Below are 24,957 nucleotides of genomic sequence, written 5' to 3' on the forward strand. Positions count from 1 at the left end.
CGGCCGGGCCGCAATCCGGCCGGCGTCTCTTCATATATGCACCCTACAGCCGCGAGCCCGCAGGATGTCGACGACTTTAGGCGTGCGGGTGAAATCATTCCAGCGCAGGTCCAGCTTGCGCAGGCGGCTCAGTTCGCCGAGGCTTTCCGGCAGGTCGCTCAGGCGGTTGGCGCGCAGATCCAGACTTCTCAGCGCCGTCAGCTCGCCGATATTTTCCGGCAGGCGCGTCAGCTGATTGAAACGCAGGTTCAGCTCGCTCAGCCGCGGCAGCCGACAGAAGGCCTGCGGCAGCTCGGCGATGGCATTGTTAGCCGCGTCGAGTATCTCCAGCTCACCGAGCTGAGCCATTTCCGCCGGCAGCGAGGTCAGGGCATTTTTCATGATATGCAGTTCGCGCAGCGCGTGCAGTTGCCCGATTTCGGCGGGCAGGTTGCCGATGCGGTTGTTGTATAAACGCAGCTCCTGCAATGCCGCCAGCCTCGGTATCGCCTGTGGCAAAACGGTTAAATGGTTGTCGGTCGCGTTGAGGTAAACCAACTGCTGCAGCTGCGCCAGCGAGCGCGGCAGATCGCTAAAGCCGTTATCGCTCAGATAGAGGTATTTCAACCGATGCAGCTGCCCCAGTTCTTCGGGGAGTTCGTTTGCGCGATTGTGGCCAAAGTCGAACATCTCGAGCTGTTGCAACTGGCCAATCTCCGGCGGCAGGCGGTCGAGCTGATTGCAGGAGATATTCAGCACCCGCAGATTTCGGTGCCTGAAGAGGGCGACAGGGAGGGCCGTCAGCTGATTGTCGTACAGGCTAATCTTGCGCAGCGCGTGGCCGGCTAACGGCGACTCGTCGAGCTGCGTCAGGCCGTGGCCGTCGAGATCGAGCTCATCACCGCTCGCTGCGGGAGTGTGTTGGTGGAGCATGGCGTTCTCCGTCGTTCATGGCGGTGCAGGGGCAAAAAAAAAAATGCCGGCCAACGTGAGCCGGCCGGCATTTCGTCTGCGGCGTGGATTACTCGACGCGCAGGATACGGCTGGTATTGGTGGTGCCGACGGTTTCCATCACGTCGCCCTGGGTAACGATCACCAGATCGCCGGAGACCAGGAAGCCCTTGTCGCGCAGGCGATTGACGGCTTCATTGGCGGCGATCACGCCGTCTTTGTGGCTGTCGAAATACACCGGCGTCACGCCGCGATACAGCGCGGTCAGGTTCAGCGTATGCTCATGACGCGACATGGCGAAGATCGGCAGGCCGGAGCTGATGCGCGACATCATCAGCGCGGTGCGGCCGGACTCGGTCATGGCGATCAGCGCGGTAACGCCTTTCAGGTGGTTGGCGGCATACATCGAAGACATGGCAATCGCTTCTTCGATGTTGTCGAACTGCACGTCCAGGCGGTGTTTGGAAACATTGATGCTCGGGATCTTCTCGGCGCCCAGACAAACGCGCGCCATCGCCGCCACGGTTTCCGCCGGGTATTGGCCGGCGGCGGTTTCCGCCGACAGCATAACGGCGTCGGTGCCGTCCAGCACGGCGTTGGCCACGTCCATGACTTCGGCGCGGGTCGGCATCGGGTTGGTGATCATCGACTCCATCATCTGAGTTGCGGTGATCACCGCGCGGTTCAGGGTACGGGCGCGGCGGATCAGTTTCTTCTGAATGCCGACCAGTTCCGGATCGCCGATTTCGACGCCGAGATCGCCACGGGCAACCATCACCACGTCGGAGGCCAGAATAATGTCGTCCATCGCTTCGTCGCTGCAGACCGCTTCGGCACGCTCAACCTTGGACACGATCTTGGCGTTGCAGCCGGCGTCGCGCGCCAGGCGGCGGGCATAGTTCAGGTCTTCACCGGTGCGCGGGAAGGAAACCGCCAGATAGTCGACGCCAATCTTGGCGGCGGTCACGATGTCCGCCTTGTCTTTTTCGGTCAGCGCTTCGGCCGACAGGCCACCGCCGAGCTTATTGATGCCCTTGTTGTTGGACAGCGGGCCGCCGACGGTCACTTCGGTAAACACTTTCATGCCCTGAACTTCGAGCACTTTCAACTGAACGCGGCCGTCGTCGAGCAGCAGGACATCGCCCGGCACCACGTCGGCAGGCAGGCCTTTATAGTCGATACCGACTTTTTCTTTATCGCCTTCGCCTTTTGACAGGTTGGCGTCCAGCAGGAATTTATCGCCCACGTTGAGGAAGATTTTGCCTTCCTTGAAGGTGGAGACGCGGATTTTCGGCCCTTGCAGATCGCCGAGTATAGCGACGTGACGTCCCAGTTTTGCGGCGATTTCGCGCACTTTGTCAGCGCGAGCCTGGTGATCTTCCGGGCTGCCGTGGGAGAAGTTAAGCCGAACTACGTTGGCGCCGGCGGCAATGATCTTTTCCAGATTATTGTCGCGGTCAGTAGCCGGACCCAGGGTGGTAACGATTTTGGTTCTTCTGAGCCGTCTGGACATGTATTACTCCGTTGACTGGTGAAGCAAATATTGGTGTTGCGATAACGTCGGATAACGAAACCAGGCGTGAAATGTAATTTTACAACACTGATATTTCACCCGGGTTACCCGCATGAGCATGTTAACAGGGTACCGCCTCTGATGCCGTCATTCAAATGTCTGTTGAACGGCGATTTTTTCTTCGTCGGGTCACGAATCAAAACTGTTGGGAATGACCACGCCTTTATCAAAGCGCGATTCTTTGAGCGCTTCTTTGACCCGCTTCAAGTTATCTCTGAATTTAGCCCCTCGGCGCAAGGTAAATCCTGTGGCGAGCACGTCAATGAGCGTTAATTGCGCGATCCGTGACACCATCGGCATGTAAACGTCGGTGTCTTCGGGCACGTCGAGCAGCAGAGCGAGGGTCGCCGCCTGGGCGAGCGGGGTGTCGCGCGAGGTGATAGCCAGTACCGTAGCGTCGTTTTCTCGCGCCAGGTGGGCCATCTCCACCAGATTCTTGGTGCGGCCGGTGTGTGAGATCAGCACCACCACGTCGCCTTCGCCGGAGTTCATGCAGCTCATGCGCTGCATAACGATGTCATCGAAGTAGACCACCGGAATGTTGAAGCGGAAAAATTTGTTCATCGCATCGTGCGCTACCGCCGCGGAGGCGCCCAGGCCGAAGAAAGAGATCTTTTTTGCCTGGGTGAGTAGGTCAACCGCACGATTGATTGCGGCAATATCCAAATTTGCCTTTACTGTATCCAGGCTGGCCATGACCGATTCGAAGATCTTGCTGGTATAAGCATCGACGCTGTCGTCTTCCTCGACGTTACGGTTTACGTAGGGCGTGCCGTTAGCCAGGCTTTGGGCGAGATGCAGTTTGAAGTCGGGAAAGCCTTTGGTATCAAGGCGGCGGCAAAAACGGTTGACGGTGGGTTCACTGACGTCGGCCATGCGCGCCAGCGTGGCGATGCTGGAGTGAATGGCGGTCTGCGGGGAGGCCAGGATCACCTCGGCGACTTTCCTTTCAGATTTGCTCAGGAGTTCCAGATGGCTCTGGATTTTGTCCAGCGTATTCATATAACGAGAGTCACTCATGGTTTTATCCCTGTGGCTTTCAAGCAACAGCGTCGAATCTCGCCCGTGTTCGCCGTACAAGCAGACGCCAAACGAGCGGCTGTAACCTGGAATCGATAGGGTATGACGATTTCAAACAAAGGAGAAATCAATGCCGGTTTAGTGAAAATATACTACGTGCTGGTAACCGTTGGCAGTCTCGACAGGGCGTATGCAGGCTTTTTTCACCAGAATATGACCTGTGTCTAACTTTCATAATGGTAACAGAGCGTCAAAAAAGACGAAAAATTACAGTTTTGCCCGGGACGAGGGCGCTGGCGCACATTGGCGCTTCCACTGGAATATTGAGGTCTTTTTTTCTGCTTCTGCGCTGGGTTTGCTGGCCGTAGTCAAACAGAGTACATTAGTAATGTAAGAAAATTACAAATATCCTGCAACGAGGAGATGAACATGGCGGTAACCTCTACAGCCCAGGCGTGTGACCTGGTTATTTTCGGCGCGAAAGGTGATTTGGCGCGCCGTAAGCTGCTGCCTTCCCTGTACCAGTTAGAGAAAGCCGGACACATCCACCCGGAAACGCGGATCATCGGCGTCGGCCGCGCGGAGTGGGATAAAAAAGCCTATACCGAAGTGGTCAAGGAAGCGCTTGGCACCTTCATGAAGGAAAAACTGGATGACGAACTCTGGGCCACGCTGAGCGCACGCCTGGACTTCTGCAATCTGGACGTCAACGACAGCAAGAACTTTACCAAATTGGGTAAAATGCTGGATCAGAAACACCGCACCACCATCAACTACTTCGCCATGCCGCCAAGCACCTTCGGCGCCATCTGCAAAGGGTTGGGCGAAGCCAAACTGAACCATGAGCCGGCGCGCGTGGTGATGGAGAAGCCGCTGGGCACCGATCTGGCGTCTTCCCGCGTGATCAACGACCAGGTGGCGGAGTACTTCAACGAATCCCAGGTTTACCGTATCGACCACTATCTCGGCAAAGAGACGGTGCTGAACCTGTTGGCGCTGCGTTTCGCCAACTCGCTGTTCGCATCCAACTGGGATAACCGCACTATCGATTCGGTGCAGATCACCGTGGCGGAAGAGGTGGGCATCGAAGGGCGTTGGGGTTACTTCGACCAGGCCGGCCAGATGCGCGACATGATCCAGAACCACCTGCTGCAGATCCTGACCATGATCGCCATGTCGCCGCCAGCGGATCTGACCACTGACCGTATCCGCGACGAGAAGGTGAAGGTACTGCGTTCGCTGCGCCGCATCGATCAGACCAATGTACGGGAAACCACCGTGCGCGGTCAGTACACCGCCGGTTTCGTCCAGGGCAAGAAAGTGCCGGGTTATCTGGAAGAGGAAGGGGCGAACAAGAGCAGCAGCACCGAAACTTTCGTCTCCATCCGCGTGGATATCGACAACTGGCAGTGGGCCGGGGTGCCGTTCTACCTGCGTACCGGTAAACGTCTGCCGACCAAATGTTCGGAAGTGGTGGTGTACTTCAAGAACCCACCGCTTAACCTGTTCAGCGATTCTTACCAGCAGCTGCCGCAGAACAAGCTGACCATCCGCCTGCAGCCGGACGAAGGCATCGAAATTCAGGTGCTGAACAAGGTGCCGGGGCTGGATCACAAGCACCGTCTGCAGACCACCAAGCTGGATCTGAGCTTCTCGGAAACCTTCAACCAGGAGCACGTGGCGGACGCCTACGAGCGCCTGCTGCTGGAGACCATGCGCGGCATTCAGGCGCTGTTTGTGCGCCGCGATGAAGTGGAAGAGGCCTGGAAGTGGGTCGACTCCATCATGGACGCATGGAAAGCCGACAACGAGGCGCCGAAGCCTTATCAGGCGGGCACCTGGGGGCCGGTGGCCTCGGTGGCGATGATCACCCGCGACGGCCGTTCCTGGAACGAGTTCGAGTAATGTGCAATGCCGGCAGCCTGTCTGCCGGCTTTTTTTTGCCTGCGATCTGCGCGTGGGCCACATCACTTACGGTACGGCCGGACGTCCGCGCATTTGCGCGGAGCCCTGTGGCAGGGGCGTGCCATTGTTAACCGCGAGTAATGGAGAAATAACGATGAAAAACTGGAAAACCAGCGCCGAGCAGATCCTGACGGCAGGGCCGGTGGTGCCTGTTATCGTGATCAACAAGCTGGAGCAGGCGGTGCCGCTGGCGAAAGCGCTGGTTGCCGGCGGCGTGCGGGTATTGGAGGTGACGCTGCGCACCGCCTGCGGGCTGGAGGCGATCCGCGCTATCGCCAAAGAGGTGCCGGAGGCCATCATCGGCGCCGGTACGGTGATCAATCCGCAGCAGCTGCGGGAGGTGACCGAGGCGGGAGCGCAGTTCGCCATCAGCCCGGGGCTGACCGAAGCCTTGCTGCAGGCGGCGACGGCGGGGCCAATCCCGCTGATCCCGGGCATCAGCACCGTTTCCGAGCTGATGCAGGGCATGGATCACGGCCTGCGCGAGTTCAAATTCTTCCCGGCGGAAGCCAACGGCGGCGTGAAGGCGCTGCAGGCGATCGGCGGCCCGTTCCCGCAGGTGCGTTTTTGCCCGACCGGCGGCATTACGCCGAACAACTACCGCGATTATCTGGCGCTGAACAGCGTACTTTGCATCGGCGGTTCCTGGCTGGTGCCGGCGGACGCGCTCGAAAGCGGCGACTACGCGCGCATCACTGAACTGGCGCGCAGCGCCGTCAGCGGGGCCGCGTTGTAACCCGCGCCGCGCCTGGGGTTGGCGCTTATTTGCGCGCCGCGAGTATCGCAAGGCTCAACGCTCCGTTGAGCCTTTTTTAATTTTTATCGTGATTAACGTTCTTATTTTTAAACCGTTTTTTTTCGATTTTTATGAAAACGGCAGTTTGCTTTCTTATTTTGGCTGTGGTAAAAATATCTCAGTCGAAAATTTTAATTTCATGAGGATATTGGGCAAATCGCACGGTGTGCGGCTGATAATAGAGAACGATTATGATGACTATTAACGGAATTACCCTCAGAACCTCTACGTGCCAACTCTTCCTGTCTGCGATCCTTGCCAGTGAGCATCACTGGTGCAGCGAGCTATAGCGTCTTTCTCCCTTAACCGGTGCCGGTAGCGGGCTTTCGCCTTCGCTCTACCGTTCAGCCGGGCAAACATTCTTTTTGCGTTTGGGTCAGTTTATCCCCAGGGATCTCTGCGTCTTGCGCGCCGCAATGCGCCGTTTGACGAGATAAATCGGGATAAATATGCCTTGGCGCGCGTTATTCGCCGTTTGGGAGAAAAATTATGATTTATTGGATCTTTTTAGGTTTGGCCATCATGACCGAAATCATCGGCACCTTGTCGATGAAATACGCCAGCGTCAATGGCGGCATGATTGGGCACATCGTGATGTACGTGATGATCACCGCGTCTTATGTGTTGCTGTCCGTAGCGGTAAAACGCGTGGCGCTGGGCGTGGCCTATGCGCTGTGGGAAGGCATCGGTATTCTGTTCATTACCCTGTTCAGCGTGCTGTGGTTCGACGAGCCAATCTCGGCGCTGAAGGTGCTGGGTCTGGCTACGCTGATCGCCGGCATCATGCTGGTGAAATCCGGTACCCGCAAAGAGCGAAAACAGGTCAGCCCGCGAGGTAACAACCATGCAACAGTTTGAGTTGTACCACATTGGGTTCCTGGGGCTGGCGATCGTGCTGGAAATCATCGCCAACATCTTCCTGAAGATGTCGGACGGCTTCCGTAAAATTTGGCTGGGGCTGTTGTCGCTGCTGTCGGTGCTCGGCGCGTTCAGCGCCCTGGCGCAGGCGGTGAAGGGCATCGATCTGTCGATCGCTTATGCGCTGTGGGGCGGTTTCGGTATCGCCGCCACCATCGCCGCAGGCTGGATCATGTTCGGCCAGCGGTTGAACGCCAAAGGCTGGATTGGCCTGGCGCTGCTGCTGATGGGGATGGTGATCCTTAAACTGTCCTGATAACGGGCAATAAAAAACCGCAGGCGTTGCCGTCTGCGGTTTTTTTTCGTCTGCGCTCAGGCTTACAGCGCGGCGATGATTTTGATTTCCACCTTGTACTTCGGATTCATCAGCTGCGCCTGCACGGTGCAGCGCACCGGCGCGCTGCCGGCGACCACCCAGGCGTCCCAGGCGGCGTTCATCGCGGCGAAGTCGGCGCTGTTGGCCAGGAAAATGGTGGCGTCCAGAATGCGGCTTTTGTCCGAACCTACGCGCGCCAGCAGCACGTCGATGGCGGCGAGGGCGTTGGCGGTCTGCGCGGTCGCGTCGTCGTCCAGGTTCTCCGGCACGCTGGTGTAGTAAACGGTCTCGTTGTGCACCACGGCTTCGGACCAGCGCTGATCGGGATCAATTCTTTCGATATTCATTTGCTTATCTCCATATCATAGTCCCGCTAAGGGTAGCACAGCCGGTAATGAAAAAGCGCGGCGATAAAGTGAGTGGTAGCCGGGCGGCAGGCTTGGCATAATCACCGCTGAATGACACCGGCAGAGAGACAGCGTGACAGACGATTTTGCAACAGACGGCGCATTGGCGCAGGCTATCAAGGGATTCAAACCGCGTGAGCCGCAGCGGCAGATGGCGCAAGCCGTCACCGAGGCGATCAATTTCAAGCAGGAGCTGGTGGTGGAAGCCGGCACCGGCACCGGCAAAACCTTCGCTTATCTGGCGCCGGCGCTGCGCTCCGATCGCAAAGTGATCATCTCTACCGGTTCGAAAGCGTTGCAGGATCAGCTGTATGCGCGCGATCTGCCCACCGTCGCCAAAGCGTTGAAGTACAAAGGCAAGCTGGCGCTGCTGAAGGGGCGCTCCAATTATCTGTGTCTGGAGCGGCTGGAGCAGCAGTCGATGGCCGGCGGCGAGCTGGCGGGGCAGACGCTGATCGATCTGGTGCTGCTGCGCAAGTGGTCGTCGCAGACTAAAGAGGGCGACATCAGCACCTGCAGCGAAGTGGCGGAAGACAGCTTCGTCTGGCCATTAGTGACCAGCACCAATGACAACTGCCTGGGCAGCGATTGCCCGCTGTATCAGGATTGCTTCGTGGTCAAGGCTCGCCGCCGCGCGATGGATGCGGATGTGGTGGTGGTAAACCATCACCTGTTCCTGGCGGATATGGTGGTGAAAGAGGGCGGTTTCGCCGAGCTGATCCCGGAAGCCGAGGTGATGATTTTCGACGAAGCGCACCAAATCCCCGACATCGCCAGCCAGTATTTCGGCCAACAGCTCACCAGCCGCCAATTGTTGGATCTGGCGAAGGACATCACCATCGCCTACCGCACCGAGGTGCGCGACGCCGCTCAACTGCAAAAAAGCGCCGACCGTCTCAGCCTGAGCACGCAAGATTTCCGTCTGAATCTGGGCGAGCCGGGTTTTCGCGGCAATCTGCGTGACGTGCTCGGTGAACCGAACGTGCAGCGCGCTCTGTTGCTGCTCGATGACGCGTTGGAGCTGTGTTATGACGTGATGAAACTGTCGCTGGGGCGTTCGGCGCTGCTGGACGCCGCCTTTGAGCGCGCCACGCTGTACCGCGCGCGCCTCAAGCGGCTGAAGGCGGTGACGGAGCCTGGCTACAGCTATTGGTATGAATGCAACTCGCGCCATTTCGTGCTGGCGCTGACGCCGCTGACGGTAGCCGATCGGTTCCGCGAAATGCTGGACGAGAAGCCGGGCAGTTGGATCTTTACCTCGGCCACGCTGTCGGTCAACGATCGGTTGGGCCACTTCACCGAACGGCTGGGGCTGACCAAGGCCAAAACGCTGCTGTTGCCGAGCCCGTTCGACTATGCCAAGCAGGCGCTGCTGTGCGTGCCGCGCTTTTTGCCTTCGCCGAATCAGCGCGGCGGAGCGCGCCAGCTGGCGCGCATGCTGCGGCCATTAATTGAAGCCAACAACGGCCGCTGCTTCTTTTTATGCACCTCGCACCAGATGATGCGCGAGCTGGCGGAAGAGTTCCGCGCCACGATGACGCTGCCGGTGCTGTTGCAAGGGGAAACCAGCAAAGGGCAGCTGCTGGCGCAGTTCGTCGCCGCCGGTAACGCGCTGCTGGTGGCGACCAGCAGCTTCTGGGAAGGGGTGGACGTGCGCGGCGATGCGCTGTCCTGCGTCATCATCGATAAGCTGCCGTTCACTTCACCGGACGATCCGCTGCTGAAGGCGCGCATTGAAGATTGCCGCCTGCGCGGCGGCGATCCGTTCAATGACGTGCAGCTGCCGGATGCGGTCATCACCCTGAAACAGGGCGTCGGCCGTTTGATCCGCGACACCGACGATCGCGGCGTGCTGGTGATTTGCGATAACCGTCTGGTCATGCGGCCCTACGGCGAGGTGTTCCTCAATAGCCTGCCGCCTACGCCGCGCACCCGCGATTTGAAGCAGGCGATCGCCTTCCTGCAGGCCGCCGACACGTCGGCCACGTGAAAGATGAAGGGCTTACGGGGCTGTGCTACAATGCGCGCCCTGTATGAAAAACCCAGTTTTATTCCCGCCAGAGGTTGGCATGTCCACGCGAATTTTAGCGATCGATACCGCGACGGAAGCCTGTTCCGTCGCCGTCTGGAATCAAGGCGAAATCCACGCCCTGTTTGAGCTGTGCCCACGCGAGCATACGCAACGTATTTTACCTATGGTGCAGCAGGTGCTGGCGGAATCCGGCCTGGCGCTCAACCAGCTCGATGCGCTGGCCTTTGGCCGCGGCCCCGGCAGCTTTACCGGGGTGCGCATCGGCATTGGCATCGCTCAGGGCCTGGCGCTGGGCGCCGATCTGCCGATGCTCGGCATTTCCACGCTGCAAACCATGGCGCAGGGCGCCTGGCGCGTCTGCGGCGCGGAGAGGGTGCTGGCGGCGATAGATGCGCGCATGGGTGAAGTCTACTGGGGGCAGTTCGAACGCCAGGCGGACGGTAGCTGGTTGGAAAGCGAAGGCGAGGCGGTGTTGTCGCCGGCGCAGGCGCTGGAGCGTGCGCAGCGCCTGCAGGGCGAATGGGCCCACGTCGGCACCGGCTGGCAAACCTATCCCGATCTGGTCAAGGAGTCTACGCTGAGCGTGCGTGACGGGCAGATGCTGTTGCCGCAGGCGCAAGACATGCTGCCGCTGGCGCTGCACGCCTGGCAACTGGGGCTGGCGGTGGCGGTGGAAAACGCCGAGCCGACCTATCTGCGCAATGAAGTCACCTGGAAAAAACTGCCGGGCCGCGAGTAAGCGCGGCCTATTGTGCTGTTGTTGAGGCCGGGCGATGAAAGCCTGCAACTTGAACGATGAAACGCGGTCAAAGTTACAGCCATTTCAGGAGATTGCGACCATGTTAATCCGCACTGCAAGTAAAAAGCTGTCGCTGCTGGCCGTCGCCTGCGGCGCGCTGGTTCTGTCCGGGTGCGTCACCGTACCGGATGCTATCAGAGGTTCCACCCCTTCGCCGGTGACTCAGCTTTCCTCGGTACAAAATGCACCTAATCTGTTTACCGGCGCGGAAGCCCGCTTCGGCGGCACCGTGGTTAACGTCGCCAACGAGCAAGGGCGCACGGTGCTGGAGATCGCGGCGGTGCCGCTCGACAGCGGTGCGCGGCCGATTTTGGGCGAACCGTCGCGCGGCCGCTTGCTGGCCACGGTAAACGGTTTCCTCGAACCGGTCGATTTCAAAGGCCAGTTGGTGACCGTCGTCGGCACCATTACCGGTCTGAAAGAGGGGCGTATCGGCATGACGCCGTATCGCTTCGTGACGATGAACGTGACCGGTTTCAAACGCTGGCACCTGGTGCAGCAGGTGGTGATGCCGCCTGCGCCAATGGGCCCCTGGGGCTGGCGCGGTGGCCCGTGGGGACCCGGTTGGGGCGCAGGCTATGGTTGGTACAATCCTGGCCCGGCACAGGTGCAAACCATCGTAACCGAGTAGCATACGCTTGATGTGATCACATTTGACAGGGCGGCTCAGGCCGCCCTTTTGCTTTTTGGGATAAGGAATATCCGACAATTAGTGACGTACATCGCAACCTGAATAATGTTTAAAACCTGCACTGGTCTGCTGAGTTAAAATATTGTTATGGTTAGGCTGCGAGTTTGAGGCTGCGATGATAATTAGTAATGATTTCAGGAGTAATACCTTGGATAAGGTCTGGTTAAAACGGTATCCGGCAGATGTGCCCGCAGAGATTGATGCCGATCGCTATTCGTCGTTGATCGAAATGTTTGAGCATGCCGTGCAGCGCTATGCCGATCAGCCCGCCTTTATCAACATGGGCGAGGTGATGACCTTCCGCAAACTGGAAGAGCGCAGCCGGGCTTTCGCGGCTTACCTGCAAAATGAACTGGGCCTGAAGAAGGGCGACCGCGTCGCGCTGATGATGCCTAACCTGTTGCAATACCCCATCGCCCTGTTCGGCATTCTGCGCGCCGGTATGGTGGTGGTTAACGTCAACCCGCTGTATACCCCGCGCGAGCTGGAACACCAGTTGAACGACAGCGGCGCCAGCGCCATCGTCATCGTCTCCAACTTTGCCCATACGTTGGAAAAAGTGGTGTTCAACACCCAGGTCAAGCACGTGATCCTCACGCGCATGGGCGATCAGCTTTCGGCCGCCAAAGGCACGCTGGTCAACTTTGTGGTCAAGTACATCAAGCGCCTGGTGCCCAAATATAACCTGCCGGACGCCATTTCATTCCGCAGCGCGCTGCAGCGCGGACGCCGTCTGCAATATGTAAAGCCGGACATCATTAATACCGATTTGGCCTTCCTGCAATACACCGGCGGCACCACCGGCGTAGCGAAAGGCGCGATGCTGACGCACCGCAACATGCAGGCCAACCTCGAACAGGCCAAAGCCGCCTACTCGCCGCTGTTCCGTGAAGGGCAGGAACTGGTGGTGACGGCGTTGCCGCTGTACCACATTTTCGCGCTGACGGTGAACTGCCTGCTGTTTATCGATCTGGGCGGGCGCAATTTGCTGATCACCAACCCGCGCGATATTCCGGGGCTGGTGAAGGAGCTGGGCAAATACCCGTTCACCGCCATGAGCGGGGTGAATACCTTGTTCAACGCGTTGCTGAACAACGAAGAGTTCCACAAACTCGACTTCTCCACGCTGCGTTTCTCGGTCGGCGGCGGCATGTCGGTGCAAAAAGCGGTGGCCGAGAAGTGGGAGAAAACCACCGGCAAACACCTGCTGGAAGGCTATGGCCTGACGGAGTGCGCGCCGCTGGTGGCCGGCAACCCTTACGATCTGAAACACTACAGCGGCAGCATCGGTTTGCCGGTGCCGTCGACGGATATTCGGCTGTTGGACGACAATGGCCAGGATGTGCCGCCGGGAGAACCGGGCGAACTGTGGGTCAAAGGCCCGCAAGTTATGTTAGGCTATTGGCAACGCCCGGAAGCTACCGACGAAGTGCTGAAAGATGGCTGGTTGGCGACCGGTGATGTGGTGACCGTGGACGAGCAGGGGTTTGTGCGCATCGTCGACCGTAAGAAAGACATGATCCTGGTCTCTGGTTTCAACGTTTACCCGAACGAGATCGAGGACGTGGTCAGCCAGCATCCGAAGGTGCTGGAATGTGCGGCGATCGGGGTACCCAGCGAGGTCTCCGGCGAGACGGTGAAGATCTGCGTGGTGAAGAAAGACGCCTCGCTGACCAAGGAAGAGCTGTTGACCCATTGCCGTCGGCACCTGACCGGGTATAAAGTGCCTAAAATTGTTGAGTTCCGCGATGAATTGCCGAAGTCGAACGTCGGCAAGATTTTGCGGCGAGAACTGCGCGATGAGCTAAAAACGCCGAAACCGGCCGATGCCGCCTAGGTTTCGCTCTTGCGCCTGACTATCGACAACGCCGGTGAATGCCGGCGTTGTTGTGTTTGAATCCTACAAGAGAATGATGTTTTGAATTATCAGTTGATCACTACCGATGCCGGATTGCAGCAGGTCTGCGAGCAGGCGAGAAAGCATGCCCAGATTGCGCTGGACACCGAGTTTGTCAGAACGCGCACCTACTATCCGCAGCTGGGCCTGATCCAGCTCTACGACGGTGAACAACTCTCCCTTATCGATCCTCTGCCGATCAAGCAATGGCAGCCGTTTGTCGACCTGCTGGCCGATACCGCCGTGGTGAAGTTCCTGCATGCCGGCAGTGAAGATCTTGAAGTGTTTCTCAACGCCTTTAAAACGCTGCCGACGCCGATGGTCGATACCCAGATCCTGGCGGCGTTTACCGGCCGGCCGCTCTCCTGCGGTTTCGCGACGCTGGTGGCGGAGTATATGAAAGTTGAGCTGGACAAGAGCGAGTCGCGCACCGACTGGCTGGCGCGCCCGCTGACCGAAAGGCAGTGCGTGTACGCAGCCGCCGACGTGTTCTATCTGCTGCCGATGGCCAAACAGCTGGTGCAGGAGACCGAAGAGGCCGGTTGGACCGCGGCGGCCAACAACGAGTGCCTGCTGCTGTGCCAGCGCCGCAGCGAGGCGCTGGCGCCGGAATTGGCCTATCGCGAAATCAGCAATGCCTGGCAGCTGCGCCCGCGTCAGCTCGGTTGTTTGCAGAAGTTGGCGCAATGGCGGCTGCGCCAGGCGCGCGAGCGCGATCTGGCGGTGAACTTCGTGGTGCGTGAGGAAAACCTGTGGCAGGTGGCGCGCTATATGCCGTCTTCGCTGGGAGAACTGGATTCGCTGGGCCTGAGCGGGCCGGAGATCCGTTATCACGGTAAAACGCTGCTGGCGCTGGTGGCGGAGGCCGAAGCGCTGGACGAATCCGAGCTGCCGGCGCCGTTGGCAAACCTGATCGATCAGCCGGGCTACAAGAAGGTGTTCAAAGACATCAAGGCGGCGATCGCTACCGTCAGCGTGCAAAGCGGGTTGAGCAGCGAGCTGCTGGCATCCCGTCGCCAAATTAACCAATTGCTGAACTGGCATTGGCAACTGAAAGACGGCGAAAGTCGTCCTGAATTAATCAGCGGCTGGCGCGGCGATCTATTAATGGCACCGCTGCAGGACATCCTGAAAGATTATTAATCGCTGATTATCACCAGGGCAGGGTAGGGAAACTCTGCTCGGGTGAATATAGGCAGGAAATAATGCGTTGAAGGTAAATCTGGCCAGAATTTACTTTAAACGAGGCGGCGGCAAAGTTAATTGGGAATAGTCCCAAAGGGAAAAATCGCTTTTTTGCTGCCGATAAAGCTTAATAACTGGATGCACATACAGTTACCCCCTGCATAAAATATACAGGGGGTAATTAATGCGTCGCAATCATTTAGCTGCTTCTTCCGATTCCGGTAATGTCACGTTAAGTTCAAGTACCGAAATATCGTCCCCTTTCTGCTCGAACTGCACGTGCAGCATTTCAGGATCGATCTGAATGTATTTGCAAATAACCGCCAGAATATCGCGTTTCAGATCAGGCAGATACGGGGGCTCACTGTCCCCGCGACGACGCTCTGCGACGATAATCTGCAGCCGTTCCTTGGCTATATTGGCTGTCTGTTTTTTGCGGGACAGAAAGAAGTCTAATAAGGCCATGGTTTATCCCCCAAAAAGGCGTTTCAGGAAACCCTTCTTCTCTTCTTCAATGAAGCGGAATGGGCGTTCTTCCCCCAACAAGCGGCAAACGGTATCGTCGTACGCCTTACCGGCGTCTGACTCGGCATCCAGAATGACAGGCTCACCCTGGTTGGAAGCGCGCAGCACGGACTGGTCTTCCGGGATCACACCCACCAGTGGAATGCGCAGGATTTCCAGCACGTCTTCCATGCTCAGCATGTCGCCACGGCTGACGCGGCCCGGGTTGTAACGGGTCAGCAGCAGGTGTTCCTTGATGGGCGACTCGCCTTTCTCGGCGCGGCGTGACTTGGAGGAGAGGATGCCCAGGATACGGTCGGAGTCGCGTACCGAAGACACTTCCGGGTTGGTGGTGATGATAGCTTCGTCGGCGAAATACAGCGCCATCAGCGCACCGGTTTCGATACCGGCCGGTGAATCGCACACCACGAAGTCAAAATCCATCTCGCCGAGATCGTTGAGAATTTTTTCAACGCCTTCGCGGGTCAACGCGTCTTTGTCGCGCGTCTGCGAAGCAGGCAGGATATAGAGGTTTTCAGTGCGTTTGTCTTTGATCAACGCCTGATTCAGCGTGGCATCGCCCTGAATCACGTTCACGAAATCATACACTACCCGACGTTCGCAGCCCATGATCAGGTCAAGATTACGCAGGCCGATATCGAAATCGATCACGACGGTTTTCTTGCCTTTCTGGGCCAGGCCGGTAGCGATGGCCGCGCTCGAAGTGGTCTTGCCAACGCCCCCTTTACCCGATGTAACAACAATAATGCGTGCCATGAAATGGATTCCTTGTCAAAAGGGCTTAATTTAAAGGTTGTATGGTTAAAGCGTTATCCAACAGGCTGAGTCGTACGGCCTGCCCGACGTAATCGGACGGGATTTGGTCGCTCAACCAGTACTGCCCTGCGATAGAGACTAGCTCAGCCGCCAGGTGGGTGCAAAAAATCTGACATTGCGTGTCGCCTGACGCGCCTGCCAGTGCGCGACCGCGCATCATGCCGTAAACATGAATGTTGCCGTCGGCAATCAGTTCGGCGCCGGCGCTGACGCTGCTGGTCACGATAAGATCGCAGTTGCGGGCGTAAATCTGTTGGCCGGAACGGACAGGCGTGCTGATGATGCGCGTTTTGGCGGGGGCGTTATCCGCCACCACGGGCGCAGGTGCAGGCTCCGGCGCCGCCATTTTCTGGCCTTTGCCTTCGCTCAGCAGCGGCAGCCCGGCGCGGGCTATCGCGCGCTTTTGACGCTCATCTCTGCAACCGCTGATACCCACAACGCGCAGACCTGCTGCCGCGACAGCCTGTTGAAGTTCTTTCCAGTTCGCATCGCCTTCCAGCGTTGCGACGTTGATAACAACAGGGGCGTTTTTCAGAAAAGCGGGCGCTTGCTCAACTTTTTCCTGTAACGCCTGACGTATTACCTCGGGCTGCGAATTATGCAAATGAACAACCGATAGGGTAAAACTGCTGCCTTTTAGCTCAATTGGCGATTGTGACATCTATCCTGACTCAGTCTCAGCAACTTTAAATCCCCGGAATACCACTCGGGGTGCGATATTCCGATGTACTATAAGCATGTTATAGTCAGAGTTATATCCAGGCAAGACGCTCCCTCAATTAAATAGAGTTAAAAAAATGCTTTGTGTGATCTATAGAAGCCCGAAACGCGATCAAACTTATCTTTATGTCGAAAAAAAAGACGATTTCTCTCGTGTGCCAGAGGATCTGATGAAAAGTTTCGGCGTGCCGCAATTCGCCATGATGCTTTCGCTCGATGAGCGCAAGAAATTGGCCTCGGCGGATATCGAAAAGGTGAAGCAGGCGTTGAAAGACGAAGGCTATTACCTGCAGTTCCCGCCGCCGGTTGAAAACCTGCTCAATCAGCATCTGGCGGGCGACAAGGCCTGAGACAGTCGCCACGGCCAAGGGAGGCGCGATGATACGTTCGGCGAGAAGAACCGTATTGGCCGCTTGGCTGGCGCTGGGCGGTGTGCTGATGCCCGGCGCGCCGCAGGCGGCACAGGAGGTGACGCTGGCGGCGAGCGGCCGCGATCCGGCGCAGTTCCCGGCGTATGTCGAGCAGCTCAAGCGCCGGGCGCGGGAGCAGGGCATCAGCCAGGGCACCCTTGACCGCGCTTTTGCGCAAATCCATTTCGTCGATCGGGTGATCAAGGCCGATCGCAATCAGCCGGAGCAGAAAATTACCCTGGACGACTACCTGCGGCGGGTGATGTCGCCCATTAAGATGCGTCAAGGGCGCGAACTGTATCGGCAGCGCCAGGCGCAATGGGCGCGCGCCAGCGAGCGCTACCGGGTGCCGGGGCGCTATATCATTGCGCTGTGGGGCATGGAGAGCGCCTACGGCAAGATTCAGGGGCGGGAAGACGTGGTGTCCGCGCTGGCGACGCTGGCGTTTGAAGGGCGCCGCGAGGCCTTTTTCAGCCAGGAGCTGATGGCGGCACTGCGGATAGTCGAGCAGGGGCACGTCGGCGATACGCCGCTGAAAGGCTCCTGGGCCGGCGCGATGGGGCAATGCCAGTTTATGCCGAGCTCCTTCTTGCGTTACGCGGCGGACGGCGACGGTGACGGGCGCATCGATATCTGGAATAACATTGATGACGTCTTTGCGTCTACGGCCAGTTACTTGTCCAAGGAGGGCTGGCAGCCCGGTATCGGCTGGGGGCGCGAGGTTAAACTGCCCGCCGGTTTCAAGCGATCCGAGCTGGGGTTGAAAGACGCGCAGGCGCGCAGCGTCAACGCCTGGCAACAGCGCGGGGTGCGTCGTGCGGATGGCAGTGCATTGCCGCATGCCGTCCAGCGCGGTTGGATCATCGCGCCGGATGATCTCCAGGGGCGGACGTTCCTGGTCTATGATAATTTCCGCACCCTCATGCACTGGAATCGCTCTTACTATTTCGCCATCGCCGTGGGTATGATGGCGGACGCGATCGGGCATTGATCCGGCACATCAATAATCGGCTTGGCGCGCCAAGCCTCCACAGTTTGGGAGAAGCGGTATGTATCAACATAGAGACTGGCAGGGTTCGCTGCTCGATTTTCCGGTGAACAAGGTGGTTTGTGTCGGCAGCAACTACGCCGATCACATCAAAGAAATGGGCAGTGCGGTTTCCGTCGAGCCGGTGGTGTTCATCAAACCGGAAACGGCGCTGTGCGATATTCGTCAGCCGGTGGCTATCCCCAAAGAGTTCGGTGCGGTGCACCATGAGGTGGAGCTGGCGGTATTGATCGGCACGCCGTTGAAACAGGCCAACGAAGACCGCGTTGCGCGGGCGATCGCTGGCTACGGCGTGGCGCTCGATCTGACGCTGCGCGATCTGCAGGCGGGTTTTAAAAAGGCCGGTCAGCCGTGGGAAAAGGCCAAGGCTTTCGACGGTTCCTGCCCGATGTCGGGGTTTATCCCGGTGGCGGAATTTGGCGATCCGCAAAACGCCGAGCTGTCATTGACCGTTAACGATCAACTGCGCCAGCAGGGCAATACGCGTGACATGATCACGCCGATCCTGCCGCTTATCAGTTACATGAGCCGTTTCTTCACGCTGCGCGCCGGCGACATCATCCTGACCGGCACGCCGCAGGGCGTAGGCCCGATGGCCTCCGGCGACATGCTGAAAATCAGTCTGAACGGCAAAATGCTCAGCACCCGCGTGATCTGATCTCTCGCCGCCGGCGCCGTCGGCGGCAAAGCTTGCATCTTGCGGCTAAAATGTCTATATAGTCCCCCCTCGAACCTGTGCGCAGGTGACTTATCCATTTACCGAAACCGGACGCTAACATGTCACAACTCGCTTTTTGGCAACAGAAAACGCTGGCGGAAATGTCAGAACAAGAGTGGGAATCGCTGTGCGACGGGTGCGGGCAATGCTGTTTGAATAAGCTGATCGACGAAGATACCGACGAGATTTATTTTACCAACGTAGCCTGCAACCAGCTCAACATCAAATCCTGCCAATGCCGCAACTACGAGCGGCGCTTCGAGCTGGAAGAAGACTGCATCAAACTGACGCGCGAGAACCTCACCACCTTCGATTGGTTGCCGCCGACCTGCGCCTATCGCCTGATCGGCGAAGGCAAGCCGCTGTTCCCCTGGCATCCGCTGCTGAGCGGCTCCAAGGCGGCGATGCACGGCGAGCGCATCACGGTGCGGCATATCGCGGTGCGCGAGAGCGAAGTGGTGGACTGGCAGGACCATATCCTCAACAAGCCGGACTGGGCCAGATAAAGGCGGGCGCCTGCAGGGCAAAATGGGGCTTCATGCAAGAGGGCGGCGTGTTCAGACATGCCGCCCTCTTGCATTATTTAACCATTGGCGTGCGAATGGCGTTGACGCTCGAGGCCGGACAGAGGGAAATTTCAACATTTGATTCAAGGATGATAGGGGCTTGCGTAATAGGAGGTAGGGGGAAAAAAGCCCCTGCAAAGATGAGGGGCAAGACACACAACAACACCAGGGAAATCGGTAGTACTCACTTTGCCGATACTATAAGGATTTTATGGGTAAACTTCACCAAAATATTGTGCTCTGAATGTGACAAAGGTGCAGTCGTTCATTAGTAACGGTAATTTATTGATGCCTGTAGGTAGGGAGGGCCGCGCTGGCGCAGCCTGTTTTTACCCGCCGGCGTCGCAGAAGTTTAATGTTATGTAAATTACGCGCTTAACCGCGCCAGGATGCTTCTTTTCAAACGATAAGTTGGGTAATTTGGCCGCTCTCCCGCAAGTTCGAGAGTATAACAATGAAAATGGTCCGTCTGTTTGCCGTGGCTGGAGCGCTGATCGTGCTCGTTTACTTCCTTACACATACCTGAGAGGGTTTTATCTCGGAATGTGACAGCAATACCTAAAAAAACGGCGCCTTTCGGCGCCGTTGTTGTTTGTCAGCCGATCAGTGGCCGAACAGATCGCGGCGACGTGGGCGAACAAATTGTGCGATCAGCACAATCAGCGCCACCAGCAGATAGGCGCCGAAGATGCCGACCAGCCACTGCGGCATTTCCAGCGTCAGGAATTGCCATTGGCGCACGGAGCAGTCGCCGGAAGCGTGGAACACCGCCGGCAGCCATTTGTCCAGCGGCAGCCACGAAGGGAAGCTCACGAAGAAGTCGCAGGTATTGAACGGCGAAGGGTGCAACTGGATCATGGTGTGCTTCCACGCCAGCTGGAGGCCTTCCCAGGCGCTGTAGATCCACAGCAAGATCGCCGCGTAGCGCAGCGGGGTTTTCGGCGCGATGGCGCCCACCAGAGAGGCACCGAGAATGCCGAACAGCGCACAACGCTCATAAATGCACATCACGCACGGCTGCAGCAGCATAACGTGCTGAAAATAGAGCGCGACCAGTTCCAACACCAACGCTGTCAGGGCCATTAGCAGCCAGGCGCCGCGTCCTTGTGAACAGCGGTTAAAGAATTGCAACATATCTAGATTCTTCCATGCAGTAAGCAATTGAACCGGCAGTGTAAACCAATTCCTCCTCGCTGCCAGCCACCTGGGCTGGATTCAGCGTAAAAATAGTCGGTTCACCCTGCCGGCACCGTTTCAGTGGCCGACGGCGTCGACGGGCGGCAGCGTCAGCCAATGCCACTGGGTCAACAGCTCGGTCGCCGGTTCCAGCGTGAACTGGACGCACAGCAAGCCAACCACCGTCAGCACCACCGTATAAGGCAGGGCCATCCACACCATACGGCCATACGACAGACGCACCAGCGGCGCCAATGCCGACGTCAGCAGGAACAGAAACGCCGCTTGCCCGTTAGGGGTGGCAACCGATGGCAGGTTGGTGCCGGTATTGATGGCGACCGCCAGCAGCTCGAACTGCTTCAGCCCGATAGCGCCGGTTTCCAGCGCGGTGCGCGCCTCGTTGATGTAAACCGTGCCGACGAACACGTTGTCGGAAACCGACGACAGCAGGCCGTTGAACAGATAGAACAGCGAAAGCTGAGAGGCGGGCTCGGCGCGCAGCACGAACTGGATCACCGGGCTGAACAGGTGCTGTTCGATGATCACCGCGACCACGGTGAAAAACACCGTCAGCAGAGCGGTGAACGGCAGCGCTTCCTGGAACGCTTTGCCGATGGCGTGCTCATCGTTCACGCCGCACAGGGAGGTGGCGAGCACGATCACCGACAGGCCGATCAGCCCCACTTCCGCCAGGTGGAAGGCCAGCGCCAGCACCAGCCAAACGCCGATCAGCGCCTGCATCACCAGTTTGAGCCGTTCTTGCTTGCTGCGGCCCGCGGTGGCCTTGCGGTCATACTCTTTCAGCACGTCGCGCACCGCCTCCGGCAACTGCGCGCCGTAGCCAAACAGGCGAAAACGTTCTACCAGCCAACAAACCAGCAGGCCGCACACCAGCACCGGCAGCGTGACCGGCGCCATACGCAGGAAGAAATCGATAAAGCCCCAGCCCGCGTTTTTGGCGATGATCAGGTTCTGCGGCTCGCCCACCATGGTCATGACCCCGCCGAGCGCGGTGCCGACGCCGGCGTGCATCAGTAGGCTGCGCAGAAAGGCGCGGAATTGCTCCAGCGTCTGTTTACGCTCTTCACCGGCGAAATCGCTGTCATCGCCGATGTCGCCATCGGGGCGATTCGAGGTCACGTTGTGATAGATGGAATAAAAGCCGGTGGCCACGCTGATCACTACCGCCACGACCGTCAGCGCGTCGAGGAAGGCGGAAAGTAAGGCGGCGGCCAGGCAGAACGCCAGCGACAGCAGCGTTTTCGAACGGATATTGAGCAGCAGCTTGGTGAACACGAACAGTAGCAGCTGCTTCATAAAGTAGATGCCGGCCACCATAAAGATCAGCAGCAGCAGCACTTCCAGGTTATGTTCGATTTCCTGCGAAACCTGCGCCGGGCTGGTCATGCCGATGGCCACCGCCTCCAGCGCCAGCAGGCCGCCCGGCAGCAGCGGATAGCATTTCAGCGCCATCGCCAGGGTAAAGATGAACTCGACCACCAGCAGCCAGCCCGCGATAAACGGGCTGGCGAAAAAGAACACCAGGGGGTTGATCGCCAGAAAAATGAGAATGGTCAGTTTGTACCAGTCGGGAGATTGCCCCAGAAAATTTTTGAGCAGGGCGCTGCGCAAGGTTGTTTCCATTGTCCTTTATGCATCCTTAAATCAGTCGTAGCACGTACCCTAACAATGCGGCGGGGGCGGGCGCAACCGGAGCTTGTTTTACGGCGGCAAATTTCTGCCGGCCGGTGTTTTTGCTCGTTTTTTGCCACGTTATGCACACTTTCGTTTATTGTTTTTCGCTCACGCTATGTCATGTCAGCGCGATCTGGTATGATGAGCTGATTACTTTTACTGATTTTATCGTCGCAACGGAACGTCAAACACATGGTCATAAAGGCGCAGAGTCCTGCCGGTTTCGCGGAAGAGTACATTATTGAGAGTATTTGGAATAATCGCTTCCCCCCTGGCTCTATTTTGCCCGCGGAGCGTGAGCTTTCGGAGTTGATTGGCGTCACGCGCACTACGTTACGTGAAGTGTTGCAACGTCTGGCCCGCGATGGCTGGTTGACCATTCAGCATGGCAAACCGACCAAAGTGAACAATTTCTGGGAAACGTCCGGCCTCAATATCCTTGAGACCGTAGCCCGTCTCGATCACAAAAGCGTCCCGCAGCTGATCGATAACCTGTTGTCCGTGCGCACCAATATCGCGTCGATCTTTATTCGCGCCGCGGTGCGCAATCATCCTGAGCAGGCGCAGGAAGTGCTGGCGAAAGCCGCCGAGGTGGAAGATCAGGCGGACGCTTTCAATCTGCTCGATTACGAGATCTTCCGCGGCTTGGCGTTCGCTTCCGGCAACCCGATCTACGGCCTGATTTTCAACGGCCTGAAAGGGCTGTATACCCGCGTGGGCCGTTACTACTTCTCCAACCCGGAAGCGCGCAAGCTGGCGTTGGCCTTCTACAGCAAGCTGTCCACGCTGTGCCATGAGAAGCTGTACGACCAGGTGATGGATACCGTGCGCAACTACGGTAAAGACAGCGGGGCGATTTGGCAGAGCATGCAGGGCACCATGCCGAGCGATCTGACCGAAGCGCGTCGCTAATCGCGTGTCGATGAAATAACGAAGGGCGCCATGCGGCGCCCTTTGTCGTTGTGGCGGTTACAGCGGCGTCGGCCGCGGCGGGCAGCGATCGAGCAACTCCACGCTGCCGTCTTCGTTTTGCTGTTCGAGGATCACGTCGAAGCCCCACAGGCGATGCAGGTGCTTCAACACGTCGCGGCGGCTCTTATCCAGCGGTGCGCGTTCCTGTGGGATGTAGCGCAGCGTCAGCGAGCGATCGCCGCGCAGATCCACGTTCCAGATCTGAATGTTCGGCTCGTGATTGCTCAGGTTGTATTGCGCCGACAGCTCCTGGCGGATCGCCCGGTAACCGGCCTCGTTGTGGATCGCGGCAATTTCCAGATAGTTGTTGCGATCGTCGTCCAGCACGGTGAACAACCGGAAATCGCGCATCACTTTGGGCGACAGGAACTGGCTGATAAAGCTCTCGTCCTTGAAGTCGCGCATGGCGAAGTGCAAGGTGTCCAGCCAGTCTTTGCCGGCGATGTCCGGGAACCAGTAGCGGTCTTCTTCGGTTGGCGACTGGCAGATTCGCTTGATGTCCTGGAACATGGCGAAGCCCAGCGCATAAGGGTTGATGCCGTTATAGTACGGGCTGTTGTACGGCGGCTGATACACCACGTTGGTGTGGCTGTGCAAAAACTCCAGCATAAACCGCTCGGTCACACGGCCCTCGTCGTACAAATGGTTGAGGATGGTGTAGTGCCAGAAAGTGGCCCAGCCCTCGTTCATCACCTGAGTCTGTTTTTGCGGATAAAAATACTGGCTGACTTTGCGCACGATGCGCAGCACCTCACGCTGCCAGGGTTCCAGCAGCGGCGCATTTTTCTCGATAAAATAGAGGATGTTTTCCTGCGGCTCGCTCGGATAGCGGCGCGCCTGCTCCGGCGACTCTTCACGTTCGACGCGGGGCAGGGTCTTCCACAGCGTGTTCACCTGGCTTTGCAGATACTCTTCGCGGCTTTTCTGGCGTGCTTTCTCTTCCACCAGTGAGATTTTCTGCGGGCGTTTGTACCTGTCGACCCCGTAGTTCATCAGCGCGTGGCAGGAGTCCAGCAGCCGCTCCACTTCATCGACGCCGTAGCGTTCTTCGCACTGGCTGATGTAGTGGCGGGCGAACAGCAGATAATCGACGATGGAGCTGGCGTCGGTCCAACTGCGGAACAGATAGTTATTCTTGAAGAACGAGTTGTGGCCATAGCAGGCGTGCGCCATCACCAGCGCCTGCATGGTGATGGTGTTCTCCTCCATCAGGTAGGCGATGCAGGGATTGGAGTTGATGACGATTTCATACGCCAGCCCTTGCTGGCCCTGTTTGTAGCGCTGTTCGGTTTCGATGAATTTCTTGCCGAAGGACCAATGGGTATAGTTGATCGGCATGCCGACGCTCGAATAGGCGTCCATCATCTGCTCGGAGGTGATCACCTCGATCTGATGGGGGTAGGTGTCGAGCCGGTAATGCTTGGCGACGCGGTCAATCTGCTCCAAATACACCTGCAGCAGTTCGAACGTCCAGTCCGGTCCATCGCTCAGACGTTTGTCATCCTTGACCTTTTCATGTGTTGAAGTAGTCATCAGCGCACCCTCATTATTCACGGGTCTTGCTCAAACGGCAGACCCTGTATCAAGCATAGTTCAAGTCATAATTAACCATTGCAAATCAGTGAAATAAAAATGCCGGTACGCAAGGGAGCGAGCGGCGGTGAATCCGGCGCCCGTCCCGGCAGAAAGCGCCTCAGCACTTGGCTCCCTCTCCGAGTATAGCCCTGCGGCAAGGGCGCGCAACACACTGCCTGCCGCGCGACAGGGATTGAAAAATGTTAT

General features: G+C 58.0%; 24 protein-coding genes. 14 read left to right on the forward strand and 10 right to left on the reverse strand.

The features are described from left to right. Positions 1-30: 30 nt before the first annotated feature. The 3 genes from ACF8MC_RS02005 to ACF8MC_RS02015 all read right to left on the reverse strand — a co-directional run bounded on the left by ACF8MC_RS02005 (position 31) and on the right by ACF8MC_RS02015 (position 3,505). Positions 31-912, reverse strand: coding sequence for a leucine-rich repeat domain-containing protein (locus ACF8MC_RS02005; RefSeq protein WP_041035471.1), 882 nt, complete (start codon positions 910-912; stop codon positions 31-33). Between the two features lie 88 nt (positions 913-1,000). Further along, positions 1,001-2,443, reverse strand: coding sequence for a pyruvate kinase (gene pyk / locus ACF8MC_RS02010; protein WP_019452801.1), 1,443 nt, complete (start codon positions 2,441-2,443; stop codon positions 1,001-1,003). 189 nt (positions 2,444-2,632) lie between these two features. Continuing rightward, complete coding sequence (locus tag ACF8MC_RS02015; protein WP_033634845.1) at positions 2,633-3,505, reverse strand: MurR/RpiR family transcriptional regulator; 873 nt, start codon at positions 3,503-3,505, stop codon at positions 2,633-2,635. Between the two features lie 447 nt (positions 3,506-3,952). Between ACF8MC_RS02015 and zwf the strand changes: the two genes are divergently transcribed. The 4 genes from zwf (at position 3,953) to mdtI (ending at position 7,458) form a co-directional block, all read left to right on the forward strand. Further along, positions 3,953-5,428, forward strand: coding sequence for a glucose-6-phosphate dehydrogenase (gene zwf, locus ACF8MC_RS02020; RefSeq protein ID WP_033634844.1), 1,476 nt, complete (start codon positions 3,953-3,955; stop codon positions 5,426-5,428). Positions 5,429-5,582: 154 nt separating this feature from the next. Next, complete coding sequence (locus ACF8MC_RS02025; protein WP_033634842.1) at positions 5,583-6,224, forward strand: bifunctional 4-hydroxy-2-oxoglutarate aldolase/2-dehydro-3-deoxy-phosphogluconate aldolase; 642 nt, start codon at positions 5,583-5,585, stop codon at positions 6,222-6,224. A gap of 549 nt (positions 6,225-6,773) precedes the next feature. Then, the gene (gene mdtJ, locus ACF8MC_RS02030) at positions 6,774-7,142 is read left to right on the forward strand and encodes a multidrug/spermidine efflux SMR transporter subunit MdtJ (protein WP_033634840.1); all 369 of its coding nucleotides are present in this window, start codon (positions 6,774-6,776) and stop codon (positions 7,140-7,142) included. After that, positions 7,129-7,458, forward strand: coding sequence for a multidrug/spermidine efflux SMR transporter subunit MdtI (gene mdtI / locus ACF8MC_RS02035; protein ID WP_033634839.1), 330 nt, complete (start codon positions 7,129-7,131; stop codon positions 7,456-7,458). Before mdtJ ends, mdtI begins: the two co-directional genes overlap by 14 nt. Positions 7,459-7,520: 62 nt before the next feature. Here mdtI and ACF8MC_RS02040 read toward each other — a convergent pair whose 3' ends face one another. Then, positions 7,521-7,865, reverse strand: a complete 345-nt coding sequence (locus tag ACF8MC_RS02040; RefSeq protein WP_033634838.1) for a RidA family protein — start codon at positions 7,863-7,865, stop codon at positions 7,521-7,523. Between the two features lie 133 nt (positions 7,866-7,998). Between ACF8MC_RS02040 and ACF8MC_RS02045 the strand changes: the two genes are divergently transcribed. The 5 genes from ACF8MC_RS02045 to rnd all read left to right on the forward strand — a co-directional run bounded on the left by ACF8MC_RS02045 (position 7,999) and on the right by rnd (position 14,487). Then, a complete protein-coding gene (locus ACF8MC_RS02045; RefSeq protein WP_164104810.1) occupies positions 7,999-9,915 on the forward strand; it encodes an ATP-dependent DNA helicase in 1,917 nt (638 codons plus the stop codon). 79 nt (positions 9,916-9,994) lie between these two features. Then, positions 9,995-10,696: a tRNA (adenosine(37)-N6)-threonylcarbamoyltransferase complex dimerization subunit type 1 TsaB gene (gene tsaB, locus ACF8MC_RS02050; RefSeq protein WP_164104809.1), complete on the forward strand. Its 702-nt coding sequence runs from the start codon at positions 9,995-9,997 to the stop codon at positions 10,694-10,696. Positions 10,697-10,796: 100 nt separating this feature from the next. Next, on the forward strand, positions 10,797-11,387 hold the full coding sequence (locus tag ACF8MC_RS02055; RefSeq protein ID WP_164104808.1) for a Slp family lipoprotein: 591 nt from the start codon (positions 10,797-10,799) through the stop codon (positions 11,385-11,387). A 208-nt stretch (positions 11,388-11,595) separates the two neighbouring features. Further along, positions 11,596-13,284: a long-chain-fatty-acid--CoA ligase FadD gene (fadD, locus tag ACF8MC_RS02060; RefSeq protein ID WP_033654397.1), complete on the forward strand. Its 1,689-nt coding sequence runs from the start codon at positions 11,596-11,598 to the stop codon at positions 13,282-13,284. A gap of 81 nt (positions 13,285-13,365) precedes the next feature. Then, on the forward strand, positions 13,366-14,487 hold the full coding sequence (gene rnd, locus ACF8MC_RS02065) for a ribonuclease D (RefSeq protein WP_164104807.1): 1,122 nt from the start codon (positions 13,366-13,368) through the stop codon (positions 14,485-14,487). 237 nt (positions 14,488-14,724) lie between these two features. Here the strand turns inward: rnd and minE are convergent, their stop codons facing one another. Genes minE through minC form a run of 3 tightly spaced genes read right to left on the reverse strand, consistent with a single transcriptional unit; the run spans position 14,725 to position 16,531 of the window. After that, positions 14,725-14,994, reverse strand: a complete 270-nt coding sequence (gene minE / locus ACF8MC_RS02070) for a cell division topological specificity factor MinE (protein ID WP_004932303.1) — start codon at positions 14,992-14,994, stop codon at positions 14,725-14,727. Between the two features lie 3 nt (positions 14,995-14,997). Further along, complete coding sequence (minD, locus tag ACF8MC_RS02075; RefSeq protein WP_016927452.1) at positions 14,998-15,810, reverse strand: septum site-determining protein MinD; 813 nt, start codon at positions 15,808-15,810, stop codon at positions 14,998-15,000. A 25-nt stretch (positions 15,811-15,835) separates the two neighbouring features. Then, positions 15,836-16,531 (reverse strand): septum site-determining protein MinC, encoded by a 696-nt coding sequence (gene minC, locus ACF8MC_RS02080; protein WP_025303113.1) that lies wholly within the window; start codon positions 16,529-16,531, stop codon positions 15,836-15,838. 136 nt (positions 16,532-16,667) lie between these two features. Here minC and ACF8MC_RS02085 point away from each other — a divergent pair, with 136 nt between their 5' ends. From ACF8MC_RS02085 to ACF8MC_RS02100, 4 genes are all read left to right on the forward strand, one after another. Then, positions 16,668-16,940 (forward strand): YcgL domain-containing protein, encoded by a 273-nt coding sequence (locus ACF8MC_RS02085; RefSeq protein ID WP_033634832.1) that lies wholly within the window; start codon positions 16,668-16,670, stop codon positions 16,938-16,940. Positions 16,941-16,968: 28 nt separating this feature from the next. Next, on the forward strand, positions 16,969-17,991 hold the full coding sequence (locus ACF8MC_RS02090; RefSeq protein WP_049212899.1) for a lytic transglycosylase domain-containing protein: 1,023 nt from the start codon (positions 16,969-16,971) through the stop codon (positions 17,989-17,991). 58 nt (positions 17,992-18,049) lie between these two features. Continuing rightward, the gene (locus ACF8MC_RS02095) at positions 18,050-18,706 is read left to right on the forward strand and encodes a fumarylacetoacetate hydrolase family protein (protein ID WP_033634830.1); all 657 of its coding nucleotides are present in this window, start codon (positions 18,050-18,052) and stop codon (positions 18,704-18,706) included. Positions 18,707-18,825: 119 nt separating this feature from the next. Beyond that, a complete protein-coding gene (locus ACF8MC_RS02100; RefSeq protein WP_025159803.1) occupies positions 18,826-19,272 on the forward strand; it encodes a YcgN family cysteine cluster protein in 447 nt (148 codons plus the stop codon). Positions 19,273-19,935: 663 nt separating this feature from the next. On the opposite strand, the gene dsbB is transcribed toward ACF8MC_RS02100, so the two are convergent. Both dsbB and nhaB read right to left on the reverse strand, forming a co-directional pair. Next, entirely contained in the window at positions 19,936-20,466 is a 531-nt protein-coding gene (gene dsbB / locus ACF8MC_RS02105; protein ID WP_060438577.1) for a disulfide bond formation protein DsbB, read from the reverse strand. A 120-nt stretch (positions 20,467-20,586) separates the two neighbouring features. Beyond that, positions 20,587-22,152: a sodium/proton antiporter NhaB gene (gene nhaB, locus ACF8MC_RS02110; RefSeq protein WP_049212905.1), complete on the reverse strand. Its 1,566-nt coding sequence runs from the start codon at positions 22,150-22,152 to the stop codon at positions 20,587-20,589. A gap of 243 nt (positions 22,153-22,395) precedes the next feature. Here nhaB and fadR point away from each other — a divergent pair, with 243 nt between their 5' ends. After that, the gene (gene fadR / locus ACF8MC_RS02115) at positions 22,396-23,115 is read left to right on the forward strand and encodes a fatty acid metabolism transcriptional regulator FadR (protein WP_033634827.1); all 720 of its coding nucleotides are present in this window, start codon (positions 22,396-22,398) and stop codon (positions 23,113-23,115) included. 57 nt (positions 23,116-23,172) lie between these two features. Here the strand turns inward: fadR and ACF8MC_RS02120 are convergent, their stop codons facing one another. Then, positions 23,173-24,708 carry a SpoVR family protein gene (locus ACF8MC_RS02120; protein ID WP_004932268.1) on the reverse strand — a complete coding sequence of 512 codons (1,536 nt, stop codon included), beginning with the start codon at positions 24,706-24,708 and terminating at the stop codon, positions 23,173-23,175. Positions 24,709-24,957: the final 249 nt, after the last annotated feature.

The sequence above is a fragment of the Serratia sp. LACPHL-BACT-2024-00286 genome (assembly GCF_043109535.1).
GTDB classification, from domain to species: domain Bacteria; phylum Pseudomonadota; class Gammaproteobacteria; order Enterobacterales; family Enterobacteriaceae; genus Serratia; species Serratia sarumanii.

What these genes read in the sequence shown, in the direction of transcription:
- ACF8MC_RS02100 (WP_025159803.1), top strand. Translation starts at nt 18,826, where the DNA reads ATGTCACAACTCGCTTTTTGGCAACAGAAAACGCTGGCGGAAATGTCA.
- minD (WP_016927452.1), bottom strand. Translation starts at nt 15,810, where the DNA reads ATGGCACGCATTATTGTTGTTACATCGGGTAAAGGGGGCGTTGGCAAG.
- tsaB (WP_164104809.1), top strand. Translation starts at nt 9,995, where the DNA reads ATGTCCACGCGAATTTTAGCGATCGATACCGCGACGGAAGCCTGTTCC.
- nhaB (WP_049212905.1), bottom strand. Translation starts at nt 22,152, where the DNA reads ATGGAAACAACCTTGCGCAGCGCCCTGCTCAAAAATTTTCTGGGGCAA.
- mdtI (WP_033634839.1), top strand. Translation starts at nt 7,129, where the DNA reads ATGCAACAGTTTGAGTTGTACCACATTGGGTTCCTGGGGCTGGCGATC.
- ACF8MC_RS02085 (WP_033634832.1), top strand. Translation starts at nt 16,668, where the DNA reads ATGCTTTGTGTGATCTATAGAAGCCCGAAACGCGATCAAACTTATCTT.
- pyk (WP_019452801.1), bottom strand. Translation starts at nt 2,443, where the DNA reads ATGTCCAGACGGCTCAGAAGAACCAAAATCGTTACCACCCTGGGTCCG.
- ACF8MC_RS02120 (WP_004932268.1), bottom strand. Translation starts at nt 24,708, where the DNA reads ATGACTACTTCAACACATGAAAAGGTCAAGGATGACAAACGTCTGAGC.
- minC (WP_025303113.1), bottom strand. Translation starts at nt 16,531, where the DNA reads ATGTCACAATCGCCAATTGAGCTAAAAGGCAGCAGTTTTACCCTATCG.
- ACF8MC_RS02015 (WP_033634845.1), bottom strand. Translation starts at nt 3,505, where the DNA reads ATGAATACGCTGGACAAAATCCAGAGCCATCTGGAACTCCTGAGCAAA.
- minE (WP_004932303.1), bottom strand. Translation starts at nt 14,994, where the DNA reads ATGGCCTTATTAGACTTCTTTCTGTCCCGCAAAAAACAGACAGCCAAT.
- zwf (WP_033634844.1), top strand. Translation starts at nt 3,953, where the DNA reads ATGGCGGTAACCTCTACAGCCCAGGCGTGTGACCTGGTTATTTTCGGC.
- mdtJ (WP_033634840.1), top strand. Translation starts at nt 6,774, where the DNA reads ATGATTTATTGGATCTTTTTAGGTTTGGCCATCATGACCGAAATCATC.
- ACF8MC_RS02055 (WP_164104808.1), top strand. Translation starts at nt 10,797, where the DNA reads ATGTTAATCCGCACTGCAAGTAAAAAGCTGTCGCTGCTGGCCGTCGCC.
- dsbB (WP_060438577.1), bottom strand. Translation starts at nt 20,466, where the DNA reads ATGTTGCAATTCTTTAACCGCTGTTCACAAGGACGCGGCGCCTGGCTG.
- fadR (WP_033634827.1), top strand. Translation starts at nt 22,396, where the DNA reads ATGGTCATAAAGGCGCAGAGTCCTGCCGGTTTCGCGGAAGAGTACATT.
- ACF8MC_RS02095 (WP_033634830.1), top strand. Translation starts at nt 18,050, where the DNA reads ATGTATCAACATAGAGACTGGCAGGGTTCGCTGCTCGATTTTCCGGTG.
- ACF8MC_RS02090 (WP_049212899.1), top strand. Translation starts at nt 16,969, where the DNA reads ATGATACGTTCGGCGAGAAGAACCGTATTGGCCGCTTGGCTGGCGCTG.
- ACF8MC_RS02025 (WP_033634842.1), top strand. Translation starts at nt 5,583, where the DNA reads ATGAAAAACTGGAAAACCAGCGCCGAGCAGATCCTGACGGCAGGGCCG.
- ACF8MC_RS02040 (WP_033634838.1), bottom strand. Translation starts at nt 7,865, where the DNA reads ATGAATATCGAAAGAATTGATCCCGATCAGCGCTGGTCCGAAGCCGTG.
- ACF8MC_RS02005 (WP_041035471.1), bottom strand. Translation starts at nt 912, where the DNA reads ATGCTCCACCAACACACTCCCGCAGCGAGCGGTGATGAGCTCGATCTC.